Below are 16,408 nucleotides of genomic sequence, written 5' to 3'. Positions count from 1 at the left end.
ACGCTCGCAAAACCGTCGAACACGGCGTCAGCGTGTGATACGTACATGCGATGACATCGCAGGGTAGGGCCGGCAAAAACGCAGTTGCTCACGTCGCCGTCGTCGGCCTGATGGCGGCCGCGGCCGGTGTGGCGACCAGCCAACCGGTTCACGCCGCAGCGACCCTGCTGTCTGCCACCGGACCGCTGGCGGGCAGTCAAACGGCGCTCATCCTCGGCGGAACCACCCAACCGACACCGTCGCCCGAATTCGCACGCTCCGCCGAGAACCTGTTTCTGAACCCATTGGGTTTCAACGGCGGTTCCACCGGCTCGATGGTCTGCTACATGGACGGCACCGACCCGTGCAGCGCCCCACTGCAAGTGCTGACGACGCCCGAACTGATCCAGCAGGGTCCCAGTAGTCTCACGGCCGCGTCGGCCATCGTTCTGGCCGTCGAGAACCAATTCAACGCCAACCCAGGTGCTTTCGATGCCGAGCACCCGCTGACGATCTTTGGCTACTCGCAGAGCGCCACCGCAGAGTCGATCGCAATGACCCGGCTGGCCGAGGCCGGCATTCCCAGCGACGCGCTGCACTTCGTGTTCATCGGCGACCCCTCCACCCCGACCGGGATCTGGCAACACCTGGAAGCGGCAGTGGAGGCGCTGCTCGGCCCAAGCCTGACGGCCTATCTGTTCAACCTGTTCGGTATGACCGACGTCCTGGGCGTCGAGACGCCGAATGATCTGTATGCGGCCACCATCTACGGCCTGCCCGGCGACCCGGTCTCCAACTTCGCCGGCGTCTACGCCTCCGAGGGCTTGTGGGGAGCGCTGCTGGACGTCGTGGGACCGCACGCCTGGTATCTGGGGTTGACACCGGAGCAGGTCGCCGACGCCACCATCACGGTCGACGGCAGCCTGACCTACGTCGACATCTCCGCCAGCGACATCAACGGCTTCGACGCCTGGATCAATGCGGTTTTCTGCGGCGGGGTCGCCAACAGCGGATTGTTCGAGAGCGTATTCGACTCTCTACAACTGTTTTTCAACGACTTCTTCTGACCGCCCCCACGGTGGCGTCGACGGTTTTCTCCAACACTTTGTGCGCGGCAGCGCCACTCCGGGGGGCGGCCGTCGGCGGCCACGAGAACTCTAGACTTCAAAAATGAGAATGTGATATTCATGTGCCATACACAACCGGGGGGTTCTCATGGCTCAGGTAATACTGCCCAGGGGCAGTGGGTCTAAGGCTGGCGGGCGACTGGCCGCAGTCAGCATGATCCTCGCTGCGTCCGGCGCAGCGATCATCCAACCCGCCGGGTCTCTGCTCGCCGAGGCGGCACTGCTGGCCACCACCGGTCCGCTGGCGGGCAGCCAAACCGCGCTGATCCTCGGCGGGACCGGCCAGCCGACGCCGTCGCCGGAGTACGCACGGTCCGCCGAAGATCTTTATCTGAACGCGCTGGGCTTCAACGGTGGTTCCACCGACTCGATGGTCTGCCACATGGACGACACCGACCCGTGCAGCGCCCCACTGCAGGTGCTGACCACACCCGAGCTGTTCCAGCAGAGCAGCCTCGCCGACGCAACAGCCGTCGTCCTCGCCGTGGAGAACGAATTCAACGCCAACCCCGGCGCTTTCGACGCCGACCACCCGCTGACGATCTTCGGATATTCACAGAGCGCCACCGCCGAGTCGATAGCCATGGCCCAACTCGCGGCGTACGGGATCCCCACCGATGCACTGCATTTCGTATTCATTGGCGACCCCTCCGCCCCCGACGGTGTCTGGCAGCATCTGGAATCGGCCATGGATGCGACGCTAGGCACCCAGTTCACGGATTTTGTGCTCAGTTTTACGGGTATGGACGCGAGCATCGGCAGCTCTACGCCGAATGACCTGTACCCCACCACCATTTACAGCCTGCCCACCGACCCGGTGGCCAACTTCGTGGACTCCTACGCCGCGAACGGCCTGTGGGGCGCGCTGCTGAACATCTTCGGCCCGCACGTGGAGTACCTGGGACTGACCCCGGAGCAGATCGCCGACGCCACCACCACGGTCGATGGCATGCTGACCTACGTGAACATCAACGACGATGACATCAACGGCTTCGATGCCTGGCTCAGCGCGCTGCTCGAGCACGGGGTCGCCAACAGTGATCCGTTCCAGAGCTTGTGGGACTCGCTGGTGCTGCTGTTCACCAACTCGTACTGAGCTCAGCCGGTCTTATCCGGCTCGAACTGCGCCGTGCCGTTAGCCGTGCGGCGCCTCAGATATCTTGCTCTCCGGCTTTCCCAGCGTCTTGCAGTAGGTCGATACCGACAGCCGAGTCGCCGAGATCTCCAGGTTCGACGGTTCTGCACCGCTTTGGTCTTTGAGCATCTTGGTGATTTCGTCGTCCTGCTTCTTCTCGTCCTGGTCGACGAAGTCCTTGCACTTCGTGTCGCCGCCGGTGTTGATCACTTGCGAGGCCGAGCAACCGCTGGAAATCAGCACCCCCAGCGCAACGGCGACGAACGCAACGTTTTTCATCATCGTCACTCCTTACGCCTCGCGACCGAACAGGCGCAGCAGCCAGAGCAGGATGATCGCACCCAAAATTGCGGTGAACAAGGTAAACCACCAGCCGCCGCTGGCCGTGTCGACGACGAAGCTGAGCAGGAACCCGCCGATCAACGCTCCAACGACACCCACGACCACGTCGGCGAGCAGGCCATATTTGGTCTTCATGGCGATACCCGCGATCCAGCCGGCAATCGCACCGATCACGATATAGCCGATCCACCCGACACTGGTCAACGTTGTGGAACGAGCCAGGAATTCGGTGGCCGCCACTGCGTCCATGGTGATCTCCTTTTCAACACCCTTAGCGCCGTCGAGGCCGACGCCGCGGAGGATTCATACCCGTTCTGCGCGGTGGCTAATCACCCATCGCTTCTATTCGCCATTGGACCGGAAAATGAATTGATAACCAATGCAATGCATTAGCCTTCCCCTGACGCTGCTAACTCGCGCCCGCCGTGATCACTTCGTTGACCTCGACGGCCCGCGCGGCCATCTCGGCGTGCGCCCTGTCCAGTGACTCGGCCTGATCCTCGTCGGCCTTCATCAACGCCTCGATGTCGAAGCCGCCCATGTCGAGCACACCCATGTCCCGGAACGCCTTCTGCACCTTGGGACCCCACAACCCGATGTCCTTGACGATCGGCACGATGCGACTGAACAGGTGCGAACGGAACTGGATCATCAGCGGTGACGAGTCGACCCATTCCGCGCACTCTTTGACGTTCATGCCGAGGGTCTCGAAGACCTCCTCGCCGCGGAATCGGTCGCGCATCAGGTAACAGGCGTCCACGACGAACTCTTCGCGCTCGTCCCGCTCAGAGTCAGTGAGCTCAGAGTAGTAGTCCTTCAACGAGATTCGACCGAAGGCAACATGGCGGGCCTCGTCCTGCATCACGTAGGCCAGTACCTTCTTGGCCAGTGAGTCCGGTGCTGCCAGATCGCGCTGCACCCCGAATGCCGCCAGTGCCAGCCCCTCGATGAGGACCTGCATGCCCAGATAGGGCATGTCCCAGCGCGAGTCACGCAGGGTGTCGTCCAGCAGTGCGGTCAGGTTCTTGTTGATCGGGTAGACGATGCCGATCTTCTCCTGCAGGAACCGCGAGAATGTCTCGACGTGCCGGGCCTCGTCCATGGTCTGGGTGGCCGCGTAGAACTTCGCGTCCAGATCCGGGACGACTTCGACGATCTTGGCCGCGCACACCATCGCGCCCTGCTCACCGTGCAGGAACTGGGAGAACTGCCAGGCCTGGGAGTGCTGGCGCATCTCGGCCCGGCGTGCGTCGTCCGCGGACTCCCACATCGGACTGCCGAACAGTGGATGGAACTCGTCGGGCAGACCGATCGGGTTCATCGGGTCCACGTCTTGGGACCAGTCAATGCGTGACTGGGCGTCCCACTGTTTGTCCTTGCCCTTCTGGTACAGCGACAGCAGCCGGGCCCGCCCGTCGTCGTACTCCCACGTGAAGCGCGCGTCGCCGGCGCTGGCGACCTCCCACGAGTAGGGCGTGGGCACTTCGGTGTACTTGTCCCTTGTGGTCATGCGCTGCCGCCTTTACCGGGTGTGACCAGTGGTCTCATGACGTGTATCACACTGCGCCGCGCGCGGCGGCGCGTCAAGCATGCCGGGCGGGAATCCGCCGCGGTCCCGCTCGAACCGCCACTGTGGGCCCCGCAGTGAGCGATGATCGGCGGCATGGACGGCAACGACACGCAACGACAGCCTGCGGCGGCCGGACCCAGCGCGAACCTGCCGCTGCCGCGCTTCCGGAGCGTCATCTGGCTGATGCCGGCCGCCTACCTCCTGCACATCGTCGAGGAATACCTCGGCGGATTTCCCGCCTGGGTCACCCAGGACGTCCACGGCCGCTTCGACGATGCCGCCTTCGCCGCCAACAACGTCGCCTTCATGGCGATCCTGGTGACGCTCGTCTATGCGAACTACCGCAAGCAGACCCTGGCCCGCAGCGCTGCACTGGTCGCCTTCGCCAGCGCAAACCTGTTCTGGGACGCACTCTTTCATCTGGCGATGACGCCAGCCCTCGATCGGTATTCGCCCGGCGTCGTCACCGCCATGCTGCTCTACTACCCGATCTGCCTGGTGGTCGGGACCGTCACCGTCAAGGAGAAGGTCCTCACCGGCCGCCAGTTCACCCTGGCCCTACTGGGCGGTCTGGCGCTGTTCGCCTTTGTCGTTTGGTACGGGCTGTTTCACTTCGCCGTCTGACCCGGACTCCTACGCTTCTGACATGCAGACAGTGCTGTTCAAGCTCGGATTGGTCCTGTTCCTGCTCGGCCTGCTCACCGGGCTCGCCATTCCGGTGTGCAAGAACCCGCGCATGGCGCTGTCGAGCCATCTGGAGGCGACGCTCAACGGAATGTTCCTGGCGCTGTTGGGCCTACTGTGGCCACACATCCATCTGCCCAACGCGTGGGGAGTTACGGCAGTCGCACTGATCGTCTACGCCGCCTACGCGAACTGGCTGGCGACACTGCTCGCGGCGGCCTGGGGCGCCGGCCGGAAATTCGCCCCGATCGCGGCGGGTGACCATGCGACATCAGCGGACAAAGAAGGGATCGTCGGCTTCCTCTTGGTGTCCCTCGCCGTGTCGATCGTGGTCGGGGTGATCATTGTTATCGTCGGACTCTGAGGCACCGCCCGCCGGCCTCGCGGTGTCGTCATCGGTGGGCGCGCGGGGCCGGAGCCACAACTACGATTCAGTGGCCGAGATGGTCGCCGAGCACGTTAATCGGCTAGCCCCTTCGCTGGCCAGATCAGCGAGACGCCTCTCGGGTTGGCCGGATAAAGGTCGCTGTGTGCTCGCTAGAAGTGCCGCAATTGGCGCGAGAGCTACTCAGAACTCGCGCTTCCGTGTTGCCCCGGAGCGCCAGGGTATGCGCCCTTACCGCCGCTCCCACCGTCACCGCCCATCGCGCTACCGACATGAGGAGCGATGGCATTCCCTCCATTGCCGCCATTTCCCCCGCTCGCATTGATCGCACTGCTGTCACCGCCGTCGCCGCCGTTGCCGCCAGTAGCCATCCCTGATCCATTGACTGTGGCGTTTCCTCCGGCGCCTCCAGCGCCGCCGAAGCTACCGTTTGCGCCGTCACCGCCGGTACCGCCTACGGCCGAATTAGTGTTGGCGGTGTTTGCGATCGCCGCGGAACCGCCCGCCCCACCGGATCCTCCATAGAAGTATCGTGTGCCGCCAGAAGGGGTCGATCCGCTAGTCCCAGTGCCGGCAGCGCCGTCCCCTCCGTTACCGGCAATGACGTGTCCCGTTCCTTCGGTGTACGCGTTGCCACCCACACCACCGCTGCCACCCGTGGATCCGGTAGCGCCGGCTCCTCCATTGCCGCCTACGGCGCTAGCCCCTGAAGAGCTGTTTTGGATCGCCGCGCTGCCGCCATAACCGCCTGACCCCCCATAGCTATCCGGGCTGCCACCCGCGGTTCCATTTGCACCATCGCCGCCAATAGCGTTTCCGGTGCCGAAGTTGATTGCAGCACCACCGTTGCCGCCAGATGCGCCGGAGCTGAGGCCAACGCCCGCTGCGCCGGCGATGCCGCCAGTTGCATCTCCGGATCCGTAATTGACGGCTAGCCCGCCTGAACCGCCGGTGCTACCTCCGCCGGTTAAGGCACCACCGCCGACTCCGCCGGATCCTCCGATTGCATCGGCTGTGGAGGCGCTGCTGCTGATCACTGCGGACCCGCCCATTCCGCCGGATCCACCGACGCCTGTTGTGCCCTGGCCGCCAGATCCACCCTCCCCACCAATAGCGGTATGAACATTAGTGCCGTTATCGATGATCGCTTGACCGCCGGCTCCGCCGGCCCCTCCGCTGCCCTGGTTGAACCACGAGGCGCCATTGGCACTGTCGCCATCGCCGGTAGCGTTTCCGCCTGATCCGCCTCGGCCAGCGACGACTTGCCCGGTTCCGTTGGTGAACGCGTTGCCGCCATTGCCGCCGGCCCCTCCGTACCCGTAGCCGGCTCCAGCCCCACCGTCGCCGCCGTTGCCGGCTGTCGCCGTTGACGCGGACGAAATGTTCAAGATTGTGGCGTTTCCACCTGCACCTCCGTTGCCCCCGCCTCCGCCCGAGCTAAATCCGGTAGGACCGGACGGGCCAGCTGAACCTGAAGAAGGCGAATTCCCACTGGTGTCGGCCCAGCCCGCGCCACCGGCACCGCCGTTACCTCCGGTGACGTCTTGTGCCGCGTAGCCCGCAGCGCTACCGCCAGATCCGCCGTTGCCGCCGTAAGGATTGAGCGCATTTCCAGCTGCACCTGCACCGCCATTGCCACCGTGAACTGCTACGTCGCCAGCAGCGTCGCCATCCGTGCCCGCGGCGCCAGTCGCTCCGCCGGTCCCTCCATGGCCGGCTGCTCCGCCTGCACCACCGTGACCGTTGACGGCGCTGGCCGCGCCCGCGTTGCCGCCATCACCGCCAGCCCCCAACAATCCGTTACTTCCGGCCAACCCCCATATGCCTGCTGCACCATCGCCGCCGCTGCCCGGCGCGCCAGCGTTGCCACCGTTTCCGCCGGTGCCGCCATCGCCGTTGACCCCAGCGACCCCGTTTACAGCTGCGCCGCCGCTGCCGCCCCGGCCTCCTGCGCCGCCGCTGCCGCCGTTGCCCGCTGCGCCACCATCGCCTCCCGCGCCGTTGTTGACGCCAGCAATACCGACAGCGCCAGTGGAACCTGCACCACCAGCACCGCCATCGCCACCGCGTCCGCCGTGGCCACCTGCACCACCGTTACCGAAGAGGGAACCGCCGATACCTCCGTTGCCCCCATTACCACCAGCGGCGCCATCTCCTCCGGTAACGCCGGTGGCACCATCTGCACCAGTGAGACCTGCCCCGCCGTCACCGCCAGCACCGCCGTTACCAAACAAGGCACCACCGGCACCCCCAGTGCCTCCGTCAACAGCTGAGCCATCGATCTCGCCGCCGAGGCCAATCGTGGCGGCGATCCCCGCGCCACCGTCACCGCCATCGCCGAACAGACCGGCGGCACCGCCGTCGGAGCCATAGATGCCGTCGCCGCCATCACCGAAGAGCCAACCGCCGTCGCCGGCCTGCGTGATTGTGCCGTCGACATTGACACTGGCGTCCACGCCGTTGCAGATCAGGCCGCAATGATTGTCAAAGGCGAACAACGGGTTGACGAAGCTGAAGATCGGAATGAGGCCCTCACCGATCTGGTGGACCTGGTCGTAAAAGCTGCCCAGATCTGCGGCAGCACCAAGACCGGCCATCACATCAGATTCAGCGACTCCTACGGTGAGACCGAGGGGGCCAGCCAGATCCGCCCAGTCCCCATACTGAGTCGTCTGCACACCCAGTGACGCCAGAACGTAATCGATCGCCTCGTCGAAACCGAAGTCCGCACGGGCAGTGGGCATACCTGACCCCGGGGCCATCCCGAAAGCGAACAGAGCACTCAGCGCCCCTGCGGTTGCCACGCCGCTAGCAAACACTTGACGTGCTCCATTGTTCTTGTACGCAGCGGTCATCAGGCTGCCCCCATTCCGTCGGCTGCGACTCGGCAGTGGAACCGAGTCAGACGCAGGCACAACATAGCGGACAGCAGTCCCCAGAACAATGGCGGTAAACTTATTCACCGCCCTACTGGTGTGTCGGTCAAATAGTCTGGCTATTTGGTTGTCGGCTTTGATGATGGTGGCTGCGGCGTTGTCGGCAACCTTAGAACAGAGGGCTGAGTTGGAGCGGATGGCGTCCTCGACGTCATTGCCGCATCGTCAGGTAATGCAAGCCCGTGGTCTGTTGTGGGCGTAATGGAATGGCCAACCATGACCAGATGTTGCGCTGGCGTGTCATGGCGGTGGCCCGAAAGCGCAACACCCCCGGCCCAAAGCGGACCGAGGGTGTTGCGTGCGAACTATCTAGTGGGCGTGCCCGTGATGCCCATGGCCAGCGTGCGCGTCGACCTCGACGGGCTTCTCGACAACCGCCGTCTCGGTGGTCAGCACCATCCGCGCCACCGACGCGGCGTTGAGCACCGCGGAGCGGGTCACCTTGACCGGGTCGATGACGCCGTCGGCAGCCAGGTCGCCGTAGGACAGCGTCGCGGCGTTGAAGCCCTGCCCGGCCGGCAACTCGGCGACCTTGCTGGTCACCACGGCACCGTCCACGCCGGCGTTGGTGGCGATCCAGTACAGCGGCGCACTCAGCGCAGCGGCGAACACCTCCACGCCCTGCTTCTCGTCGCCGGTCAGCGAGGACCGCAGCTCCGACAGCGCCGCGCGGGCCTGCACCAGCGCCGCGCCGCCGCCGGTGACGATGCCCTCCTCGACCGCAGCCTTGGCCGCCGCCACCGCGTCTTCGACCCGGTGCTTGCGCTCCTTGAGTGCGGTCTCGGTGGCCGCGCCGACCTTGATCACGGCCACGCCGCCGGCCAGCTTGGCCAGCCGCTCCTCGAGCTTTTCGCGGTCCCAGTCGGAGTCGGTCGCCTCGATCTCGGCGCGCAGCTGCTTGACCCGGCCGGCGATGGCCTCGGCGGTCCCGGCACCGTCGACGATCACGGTGTCGTCCTTGCTGACCACCACCCGGCGTGCCGTGCCCAGCACGTCCAGACCGGCGTCGCGCAGCGTCAGGCCGACGTCGGGGTTGATCACCTGGGCGCCGGTGACGACCGCGAGGTCCTCCAGGAACGCCTTGCGCCGGTCGCCGAAGTAGGGCGCCTTGACCGCGACGGCCTTGAGCGTCTTGCGGATTGCGTTGACCACCAGGGTCGACAGCGGCTCACCTTCGACGTCCTCGGCGATGATCAGCAGCGGCTTGTTTGCCTCGACGACCTTCTCCAGCAGCGGCAGCAGGTCCGGCAGCGAGCTGATCTTGTCGCGGTGCAGCAGGATCAGGGCGTCTTCGAGGACGGCTTCCTGCGAGTCGAAGTCGGTGACGAAGTACGCCGACAGGAAACCCTTGTCGAAGCCGACACCGTCGGTGATCTCCAGCTCGGTGGACAGGGTCGAGGACTCCTCCACGCTGACCACGCCGTCGCTGCCGACCTTGGTCATCGCCTCGCCGACCAGCTCGCCGATCTCCTCGTCGCGCGAGGACACGGTGGCCACCTGCGCGATCGATTCCTTGCCCGAGACCGGGGTGGCCGCGGCCAGCAGCGCTTGCGACACCGCGTCGGCTGCCTTGGCGATACCGGCACCAAGTGCGATCGGGTTGGCGCCGGCCGCGACGTTGCGCAGTCCGCCGGAGATGATGGCCTGGGCCAGCACGGTGGCGGTGGTGGTGCCGTCGCCGGCCACGTCGTTGGTCTTGGTGGCCACCGACTTCACCAGCTGTGCGCCGAGGTTCTCGAACGGGTCCTCCAGGTCCACGTCGCGCGCCACGGTGACGCCGTCCATGGTCACCGTCGGGCCGCCGAAGGACTTGGCCAGCACCACCGTGCGGCCGCGCGGGCCCAGTGTCACCCGGACTGCGTCGGCGAGCTTGTTCACGCCGGCTTCCATCGCCCGGCGCGCGGCCTCGTTGAACTCAATCTGCTTGCTCATAGCTGTTTAAGCCCTTTTCTCTACGCGTGCCGCCCCGGACATCACCCGTATTACGGGGATCTCCGGGGCGGGCACGGTGGTTGCTTGTGGCTACTTGCCGACGATCGCCAGCACGTCGCGCGCGGACAGGATGAGGTACTCCTCGCCGCCGTACTTGATCTCGGTGCCGCCGTACTTGCTGTAGATGACGACGTCGCCTTCCTTGACGTCCAGCGGGATCCGCTTGTCGCCATCCTCGTCCCACCGGCCGGGGCCGACAGCGACGACGGTGCCTTCTTGCGGCTTCTCCTTGGCAGTGTCCGGAATGACCAGACCGGAAGCGGTCGTGGTCTCGGCCTCGTTGGCCTGAACGAGGATCTTGTCCTCGAGTGGCTTGATGTTCACGCTCGCCACGATTGGAGCCCTCCACATTGTCTGGATGCGACCCGGCGCTTGCCGAGCCCATCGGAACGTACTTACTTAAGGTGTTCGGCATTCGTGCGAGCCCTCGCGTCGTCGTCGCGGGTGCCGAGCGAGAATTCGAGCGACTGCCACCTAGCACTCTATACATGAGAGTGCTAGCACTCAAGGTGACCCCGGTGCCGGGATTATTTCCCAGTCTGCATCCAGGAAGCGAACCGACAATGGCGCACATGTTGACCACCATGCGCTCCGCCGGGGCAGCCGCCCTGATCACCGCCGTCGCCATCGGCGTTGCCGGGCCGGTTCACGCCGACCCCAACGGCCGGATGTACGGCGACCCGGGTGCCGCCGCGCCCTACTGGCGCTATCAACACCAGGAGGACTGTGGGCTGATGGCGGTCGCCGACGTGGTCGGTCAGCTCACCGGCCATGAACCGCTGCAGATCGGCATCGAGTTGCGCGGCCTGTTCACCCCGAGCAGCGACCACCAGGGCAGCGTCTACGAATTCGACGGCACGTCGCCGCAGGACATGGTGGTGCTGCTGAGCAACTACGGTGTCACCTCGGAGCTGACCTCCGGCAACACCATGACGGCCCTGGAGCAGGATCTGGCGGCCGGCCACAAGGTGATCGCCGGGCTCAACGCCGAGACCATCTGGAACTACCCGGCCGGACAGGGCCAGCGCAGCCAGGCCGACCACGCCGTCGTCGTCACCGGCGTCGACACGGCGAACAATGTGGTGCACCTCAACGACAGCGGCACCCCCACCGGCCGTGACGAGCAGATCCCGATGACCACCTTCACCCAGGCCTGGGCGACCGGCGACAACCTGCTGATCGTCACCCAGGCGACCGGGTACCGCACGCTGCCGTGGGAGCCCAAAATTTAGCGGCGAGTCTCGGTCAGCCCACTTGGCCTTGCACCACCGGCAGGCCCGGGTTGGTGGCTACGTCCAGCGGTGACGGCGCCGCCCCGGCGGCGATCAGGTGTGCCGCGAACGACGCGATCATCGCCCCGTTGTCGGTGCACAGCCGCAACGGCGGGATGCGCAGCGTCAACCCCGCTGCTGCACAGCGTTGTTCGGCGAGTTCGCGCAACCGGGAGTTGGCCGCCACCCCGCCGGCGATCAGCAGGGTGCCGACCCCGAGATCCGTGGCCGCACGCACCGCTTTGGCCGTCAAGACGTCGGCGACCGACTCCTGGAAACCGGCCGCCACATCCGCGGCGACGAAGTCGGGGTTGCGCTCCACATAGCGGGCGACGGCCGTCTTGAGCCCGGAGAAGCTGAACGTGTACGGGGCATCGCGCGGGCCGGTCATGCCGCGCGGGAACACTGGGATCTCCGCGGCCTTCCGGCCGCAGGTGCGGGCCAGCTCGTCCAGCGCCCGCCCGCCCGGGTAGCCCAGCCCGAGCAGCCGGGCCACCTTGTCGTAGGCCTCCCCCGCGGCGTCGTCGACGGTGCTGCCCAGCTCGACGATCGGCTCCCCCAGCGACCGCACATACAGCAGATGGGTGTGGCCGCCGGAGACCAGCAGGCCCACACACTCGGGCAGCGGGCCATGGGCGTAGACGTCCGCGGCCAGGTGCCCGCCCAGGTGGTTGACCGCGTAGAACGGCACTCCCCAGGCCGCCGCGTAGGCCTTGGCTGCGGCCGCCCCCACCAACAGCGCACCGGCCAAACCCGGCCCGATGGTGGCCGCCACTGCGTCGGGCTTGTCCACCCCCGCTGCCGCCAGCGCCCGGCGCATGGTCGGGCCCAACGCCTCCAGATGTGCTCGCGACGCGATCTCGGGCACCACCCCGCCGAAGCGGGTGTGCTCCTCCACGCTGGAGGCCACCTCGTCGGCCAGCAGCGTCAGGGTGCCGTCGGCTTCCAGCCGGGTGATGCCGACACCCGTTTCGTCACAAGAGGATTCGATCGCCAGGACGATGGTCATGAGACAGCTCCCCGCCGCATGGTGTAGGCGTCGGCGCCGTTGCGGTAGTAGCGCTTGCGAAGTCCGGTCTCGACAAAGCCGACGTCGCGGTAGAGCGCGATCGCCGCAGCGTTGTCCGTGCGGACCTCCAGGTGCACCACGCCGCCGTCGGCGTACTCCAGCAGGTCGGTGAGCAGCTGCCGCCCAATGCCACGCCCCTGATGCGCCTTGTCCACCCCGATGGTGTGCACCTCGTACTCGAACGGCGGGGTGCGTCCAAGCCGCGCGATTCCGCCGTAGCCCACCACGGCGTCGCCGATCCGGGCGGCGACGTAGTGGTGGTCGCGGGCTCCGATCGCCCGGCTGAACGCCTCGGCCGGCCACGGGTCGTCGCCGCCGAACAGTTGGGCTTCCAATTCGGCGCAGCGCTCCGCGTCGCTGTCCACCAGCGCACCCAGCGTCGCCGGTGCAGCGGCCGTCGCCGGGGGTTTGGCGTCGGGGCGGCGCAGATACAGCGGCACCAGCGATTCCGGCGCTTCGTTCCAATCCCGCACCGCGGCAACCAGTCCCGCAGGGGTCGGGTAGGTGGCGTCGAGAACCGGCAGGTCGAACAGCCCGGCGTGTGCCGGCGAGCCGGCCACCGCGACGGCATCGGCGGGATCGACACCGGCCGGGGCACACACCGCCGGGCCGGCTACCCGAGCGCCGTCGCGATAGCGCGCCCAGTAGACCTCCCGACGGCGCGCATCGGTGACCACCAGGACCGGCCCCGTGGTGCGCACCCCGATCGCATCCAGGCTGCACACCCCGTACACCGGTATGCCCAGGGCGTGGCCGTAGGCGGCGGCGCTGGCCATCCCGACCCGCAGGCCGGTGAACGGTCCCGGGCCGCAACCCACTACGACCGCTGACAGGTCGGCCATGGTCAGGCCGGCGTCGGCCAGTGCGCCCAGCACATTGGGGGTCAGCCGTTCGGCGTGCGCGCGAGCGTCAGGGGTGACCCGCTCGGCCAACACGGTGTGCCGATCGGCGGCCACCACGCCCGCGGTGACGGCGGGGGTGGCGGTGTCGATGGTCAGAATCGCTCCGGTCACGGCGTGTGCCACCGCCAGGTCGCGGTGCGCGTCTCGGAGTCCGCTGCGCGGTCCAGCCGGATGTCCAAGTGCCGTTCGGAGAGCCGCTCGGCCAGTCCTTCACCCCACTCCACCACGACGACGGCGTCGTCGAGTTCGGTGTCGAGGTCGAGTGAGTCCAGCTCGGCCGGCAGGTCCAGGCCCGTCTCGTCGAGCAGCCGGTAAAGGTCGACGTGAATCATCGCCGGGCTGTTCGGCCGGCGGGCCCGGTGCTCGCGGGCCAGCACGAACGTTGGCGAGGTGACCGGGCCGTCGACGTCGAGGGCGGCGGCGATCCCCTTGGCCAGCACGGTTTTTCCGGCACCCAGCGGGCCGGACAGCACCACCACGTCGCCGGCCCGCAGCTGCTCGCCCAGCCGAGTTCCCAGCGCGACAGTGTCCTCGGCGGTGGCCAGGGTCGCCTCCTGCGGATCAGCCACTGCGCCCGGCCCTTCGGCGTAACCGGTGAGTCAGCATGGCACGGCGCGGCGCGGCACGCTCCACCAGTCGCACCAGTGCCTCGTCGATGACATCGGGTTCCTCCAGCTGCACCAGATGCCCGGCCCCGGGCACGATCACCAGCTCACAATCCCACAGCGTGGCCGCCATCGCCCGCGAGTACCCCGGCGGGGTGAGCAGGTCCTGGTCGCCGCAGGCGACCAGGGTCGGGATCTTGGCCAGCGTCGCCAGCGCGGCACTCTCGTCGTGCACCTCCAGGGCGTGCAGGAAGCCCACCATGGTCGCGACCGGGGTGGCGTGCATCATCTCCTCGGAGTACGCCACCACGCTCGGACTGATCTTGTCGGTGCCGTAGGAAGCGGCGCGCAGGATCGGTGCGATCACCCCGCGGGCCGCCCCGCGGCCGCGGTGCACCAGTTTCGGTGCGTAGCGCACACTGAACTGCACGGCTTCCAGCGCCGGGTTACGCAGGATCTGGCCCAGCGGGGACCGGGAAACCCCTTTGGCGGCAGACGCTATCAACGCTGCGCCGACGATCCGGCTGCCGTAGCGCTGGGGAAACTGTCGCGCGTGTGCCAGCACCGTCATGCCGCCCATCGAATGCCCGACCAGCACCACCGGGCCGCGCGGGACGGTGGCCCGCAGCACCGCCTCCAGATCCTGGCCGAGTCGCGGCACGGTGTAGGTGCCCGGTGGGGCGACACTGGAATCGCCGTGGCCGCGCTGGTCGTAGAAGACCATGCGGACCTGATCGCCCCACTCGGCTGCCAGCCGCGCCCGCTGAAAGTGGAAGGACCCCATCCGCAGACAGAATCCGTGCGCGAACACCACCGTCAACGGTGCGTTGCGCGGACCGGTGTCGCGCACCGCCAGTTCGACCCCGTCGTCGGTGACCACGACCGAGCTGTGGTCGTTTGCGAGGATCTCGAAATCCTCGTCGGCGTAAGCGTCTTCGGCGGTAGTGCGTCGTGTCACCGACCGGGCGATGGTGCTTCCGGCGATGGTGCCGACGGCGGCCAGACCGGCCATCCCCGCCAGCCAGCCACCGGCCCGCCGGGACCCGCGCCGATTACCGGCCATCGGCGCCCCGATACGTCCTGGCGACCCGCCCGCGCGGGCTGTTGACCACCTCGTAGTGAATGGTCCCCAGCGCGTCGGCCCAGTCCTGGGCCAGCGGTTCGCCGTCTGCTCCGGACCCGAACAGGATGACCTCGTCACCCTCGGTGACGTCGACCGGGCCAGGTCCCAGGTCGACGACGAACTGGTCCATACACACCCGCCCGACGCTGGGCCGACGCCGCCCGTTGATCAACACCTCGAACCGTCCGCTCAGCGGTCGGAACACCCCGTCGGCGTAGCCCATCGGCACCAGCGCCACGGTGGTGTCGACCGGGGCGACCCAGGTGTGCCCGTAGGAGACCGCCTCCCCGGCTTTGATCGGACGAACCAGCACCACAAGCGATTTCAGCGTCATCGCCGGAATCAGGCCCATATCGCCGCGCTCCGGGATGGGGCTCAGGCCGTACATGGCTATTCCGGGCCGAACCATGTCGTAGGCCAGATCGGGGCGGGTCATCGCGGCAGCCGAGTTGGCCAGGTGGGCGACCGGGAACTCCAGGCCCTGCTCGCGGGCCACGCTCAGCAGTCCGGAAAAGCGTTGGGCCTGAATGTCGTTGACCGGGCTAGCAGTCTCATCGGCGCAAGCCAGATGCGACATCAGGCCGCGCACCCGGATCGCGTCGTCGGCGACGGCTCGCCGCAGCGCGGTCACCAGTGCCGGGAAGTCGGCGGCGCCCACCCCGTTGCGGTTCATACCGGTGTCGGCCTTGACCGTGACGGTGGCGGTCCGCCCGGTACGCGCCACCGCCTCGAGCAGCTCGCCCAGCTGCGGCACCGAGGAGACGGCGATCTGTACGTCGGCAGCCAGGGCCGGAGCGAAGTCGGTGTGCGGCCCGTGCAGCCACGCCAGCACCGGCGCGGTGATGCCGGCCGCGCGCAACGTCAGCGCCTCGTCGACGGTGGCGACCCCGAGTTCGGCCGCGCCGGCGGCCAGCGCGGCGCGGGCCACCTGAACTGCGCCGTGGCCGTAGCCGTCGGCCTTGACCACAGCCATCACCCCGGCGGCGCCGGCGTGATCGGCCAGCACCCGCACGTTGTGGGCAATGGCGTCCAGGTCCACCAGCGCTTGCGCGAGCAGACCGGACGTTCGGGATACGGCAGTCATGTCAGCCTCGATTGTCCCAGAACCCTCCAAACCGGCCCGCCGGAGCGCCGAGTGTGCGGTCTGATCGGCCGTAACGCCTCAGACTCAAGTGATCGCTGCAACACCTGACCAGGAAGGGGTCGGTGCTGCATGGGTCACGAAACGGGGTTTCGGGGTTCGGGTGTTCATCTAGACGTTGAGTCGGCTGGGGCTGTTCGGGCGACG

16 protein-coding genes are annotated in these 16,408 nt (G+C 67.1%); 5 read left to right on the top strand and 11 right to left on the bottom strand.

What is annotated here, in order from left to right:
- Window positions 1-50: 50 nt before the first annotated feature.
- Both ABW16_RS21165 and ABW16_RS21160 read left to right on the top strand, forming a co-directional pair.
- Window positions 51-1,046 carry a PE-PPE domain-containing protein gene (locus tag ABW16_RS21165; protein ID WP_233424838.1) on the top strand — a complete coding sequence of 332 codons (996 nt, stop codon included), beginning with the start codon at window positions 51-53 and terminating at the stop codon, window positions 1,044-1,046.
- A gap of 214 nt (window positions 1,047-1,260) precedes the next feature.
- A complete protein-coding gene (locus tag ABW16_RS21160) occupies window positions 1,261-2,202 on the top strand; it encodes a PE-PPE domain-containing protein (RefSeq protein ID WP_047321166.1) in 942 nt (313 codons plus the stop codon).
- A 39-nt stretch (window positions 2,203-2,241) separates the two neighbouring features.
- Here the strand turns inward: ABW16_RS21160 and ABW16_RS21155 are convergent, their stop codons facing one another.
- The 3 genes from ABW16_RS21155 to ABW16_RS21145 form a co-directional block, all read right to left on the bottom strand.
- On the bottom strand, window positions 2,242-2,523 hold the full coding sequence (locus ABW16_RS21155) for a hypothetical protein (protein WP_047321199.1): 282 nt from the start codon (window positions 2,521-2,523) through the stop codon (window positions 2,242-2,244).
- 9 nt (window positions 2,524-2,532) lie between these two features.
- The gene (locus ABW16_RS21150) at window positions 2,533-2,832 is read right to left on the bottom strand and encodes a GlsB/YeaQ/YmgE family stress response membrane protein (protein ID WP_047321165.1); all 300 of its coding nucleotides are present in this window, start codon (window positions 2,830-2,832) and stop codon (window positions 2,533-2,535) included.
- Between the two features lie 160 nt (window positions 2,833-2,992).
- Complete coding sequence (locus ABW16_RS21145; RefSeq protein ID WP_047321164.1) at window positions 2,993-4,093, bottom strand: ferritin-like domain-containing protein; 1,101 nt, start codon at window positions 4,091-4,093, stop codon at window positions 2,993-2,995.
- A 153-nt stretch (window positions 4,094-4,246) separates the two neighbouring features.
- Between ABW16_RS21145 and ABW16_RS21140 the strand changes: the two genes are divergently transcribed.
- Entirely contained in the window at window positions 4,247-4,777 is a 531-nt protein-coding gene (locus ABW16_RS21140; protein WP_157864270.1) for an HXXEE domain-containing protein, read from the top strand.
- A gap of 22 nt (window positions 4,778-4,799) precedes the next feature.
- Window positions 4,800-5,201: a hypothetical protein gene (locus ABW16_RS21135; protein WP_047321162.1), complete on the top strand. Its 402-nt coding sequence runs from the start codon at window positions 4,800-4,802 to the stop codon at window positions 5,199-5,201.
- A 200-nt stretch (window positions 5,202-5,401) separates the two neighbouring features.
- On the opposite strand, the gene ABW16_RS27900 is transcribed toward ABW16_RS21135, so the two are convergent.
- The 3 genes from ABW16_RS27900 to groES form a co-directional block, all read right to left on the bottom strand.
- Window positions 5,402-7,966, bottom strand: coding sequence for a hypothetical protein (locus ABW16_RS27900; protein ID WP_157864269.1), 2,565 nt, complete (start codon window positions 7,964-7,966; stop codon window positions 5,402-5,404).
- 501 nt (window positions 7,967-8,467) lie between these two features.
- A complete protein-coding gene (groL, locus tag ABW16_RS21120) occupies window positions 8,468-10,090 on the bottom strand; it encodes a chaperonin GroEL (RefSeq protein WP_047321159.1) in 1,623 nt (540 codons plus the stop codon).
- Window positions 10,091-10,180: 90 nt separating this feature from the next.
- Entirely contained in the window at window positions 10,181-10,483 is a 303-nt protein-coding gene (groES, locus tag ABW16_RS21115; protein WP_047321158.1) for a co-chaperone GroES, read from the bottom strand.
- Between the two features lie 239 nt (window positions 10,484-10,722).
- On the opposite strand from groES, the gene ABW16_RS21110 reads away from it, so the two are divergent.
- On the top strand, window positions 10,723-11,382 hold the full coding sequence (locus ABW16_RS21110; protein WP_233424835.1) for a C39 family peptidase: 660 nt from the start codon (window positions 10,723-10,725) through the stop codon (window positions 11,380-11,382).
- A 13-nt stretch (window positions 11,383-11,395) separates the two neighbouring features.
- On the opposite strand, the gene tsaD is transcribed toward ABW16_RS21110, so the two are convergent.
- The 5 genes from tsaD to alr are packed head-to-tail and all read right to left on the bottom strand — an operon-like array spanning window position 11,396 to window position 16,204.
- Complete coding sequence (gene tsaD / locus ABW16_RS21105; protein WP_047321156.1) at window positions 11,396-12,430, bottom strand: tRNA (adenosine(37)-N6)-threonylcarbamoyltransferase complex transferase subunit TsaD; 1,035 nt, start codon at window positions 12,428-12,430, stop codon at window positions 11,396-11,398.
- Window positions 12,427-13,503, bottom strand: a complete 1,077-nt coding sequence (locus tag ABW16_RS28050; RefSeq protein ID WP_047321198.1) for a bifunctional tRNA (adenosine(37)-N6)-threonylcarbamoyltransferase complex dimerization subunit type 1 TsaB/ribosomal protein alanine acetyltransferase RimI — start codon at window positions 13,501-13,503, stop codon at window positions 12,427-12,429. The genes tsaD and ABW16_RS28050 overlap by 4 nt, the downstream gene beginning before the upstream one ends.
- Entirely contained in the window at window positions 13,500-13,961 is a 462-nt protein-coding gene (gene tsaE / locus ABW16_RS21095) for a tRNA (adenosine(37)-N6)-threonylcarbamoyltransferase complex ATPase subunit type 1 TsaE (RefSeq protein ID WP_047321155.1), read from the bottom strand. The genes ABW16_RS28050 and tsaE overlap by 4 nt, the downstream gene beginning before the upstream one ends.
- A complete protein-coding gene (locus tag ABW16_RS21090; RefSeq protein ID WP_047321154.1) occupies window positions 13,954-15,060 on the bottom strand; it encodes an alpha/beta fold hydrolase in 1,107 nt (368 codons plus the stop codon). The genes tsaE and ABW16_RS21090 overlap by 8 nt, the downstream gene beginning before the upstream one ends.
- Window positions 15,050-16,204, bottom strand: coding sequence for an alanine racemase (gene alr / locus ABW16_RS21085; protein ID WP_082134261.1), 1,155 nt, complete (start codon window positions 16,202-16,204; stop codon window positions 15,050-15,052). Before alr ends, ABW16_RS21090 begins: the two co-directional genes overlap by 11 nt.
- Window positions 16,205-16,408: the final 204 nt, after the last annotated feature.

Origin of the sequence: Mycolicibacter heraklionensis (genome assembly GCF_001021505.1) — a bacterium.
GTDB lineage: Bacteria > Actinomycetota > Actinomycetes > Mycobacteriales > Mycobacteriaceae > Mycobacterium > Mycobacterium heraklionense.
This window is presented reverse-complemented; position numbering and strand designations above follow the sequence as displayed.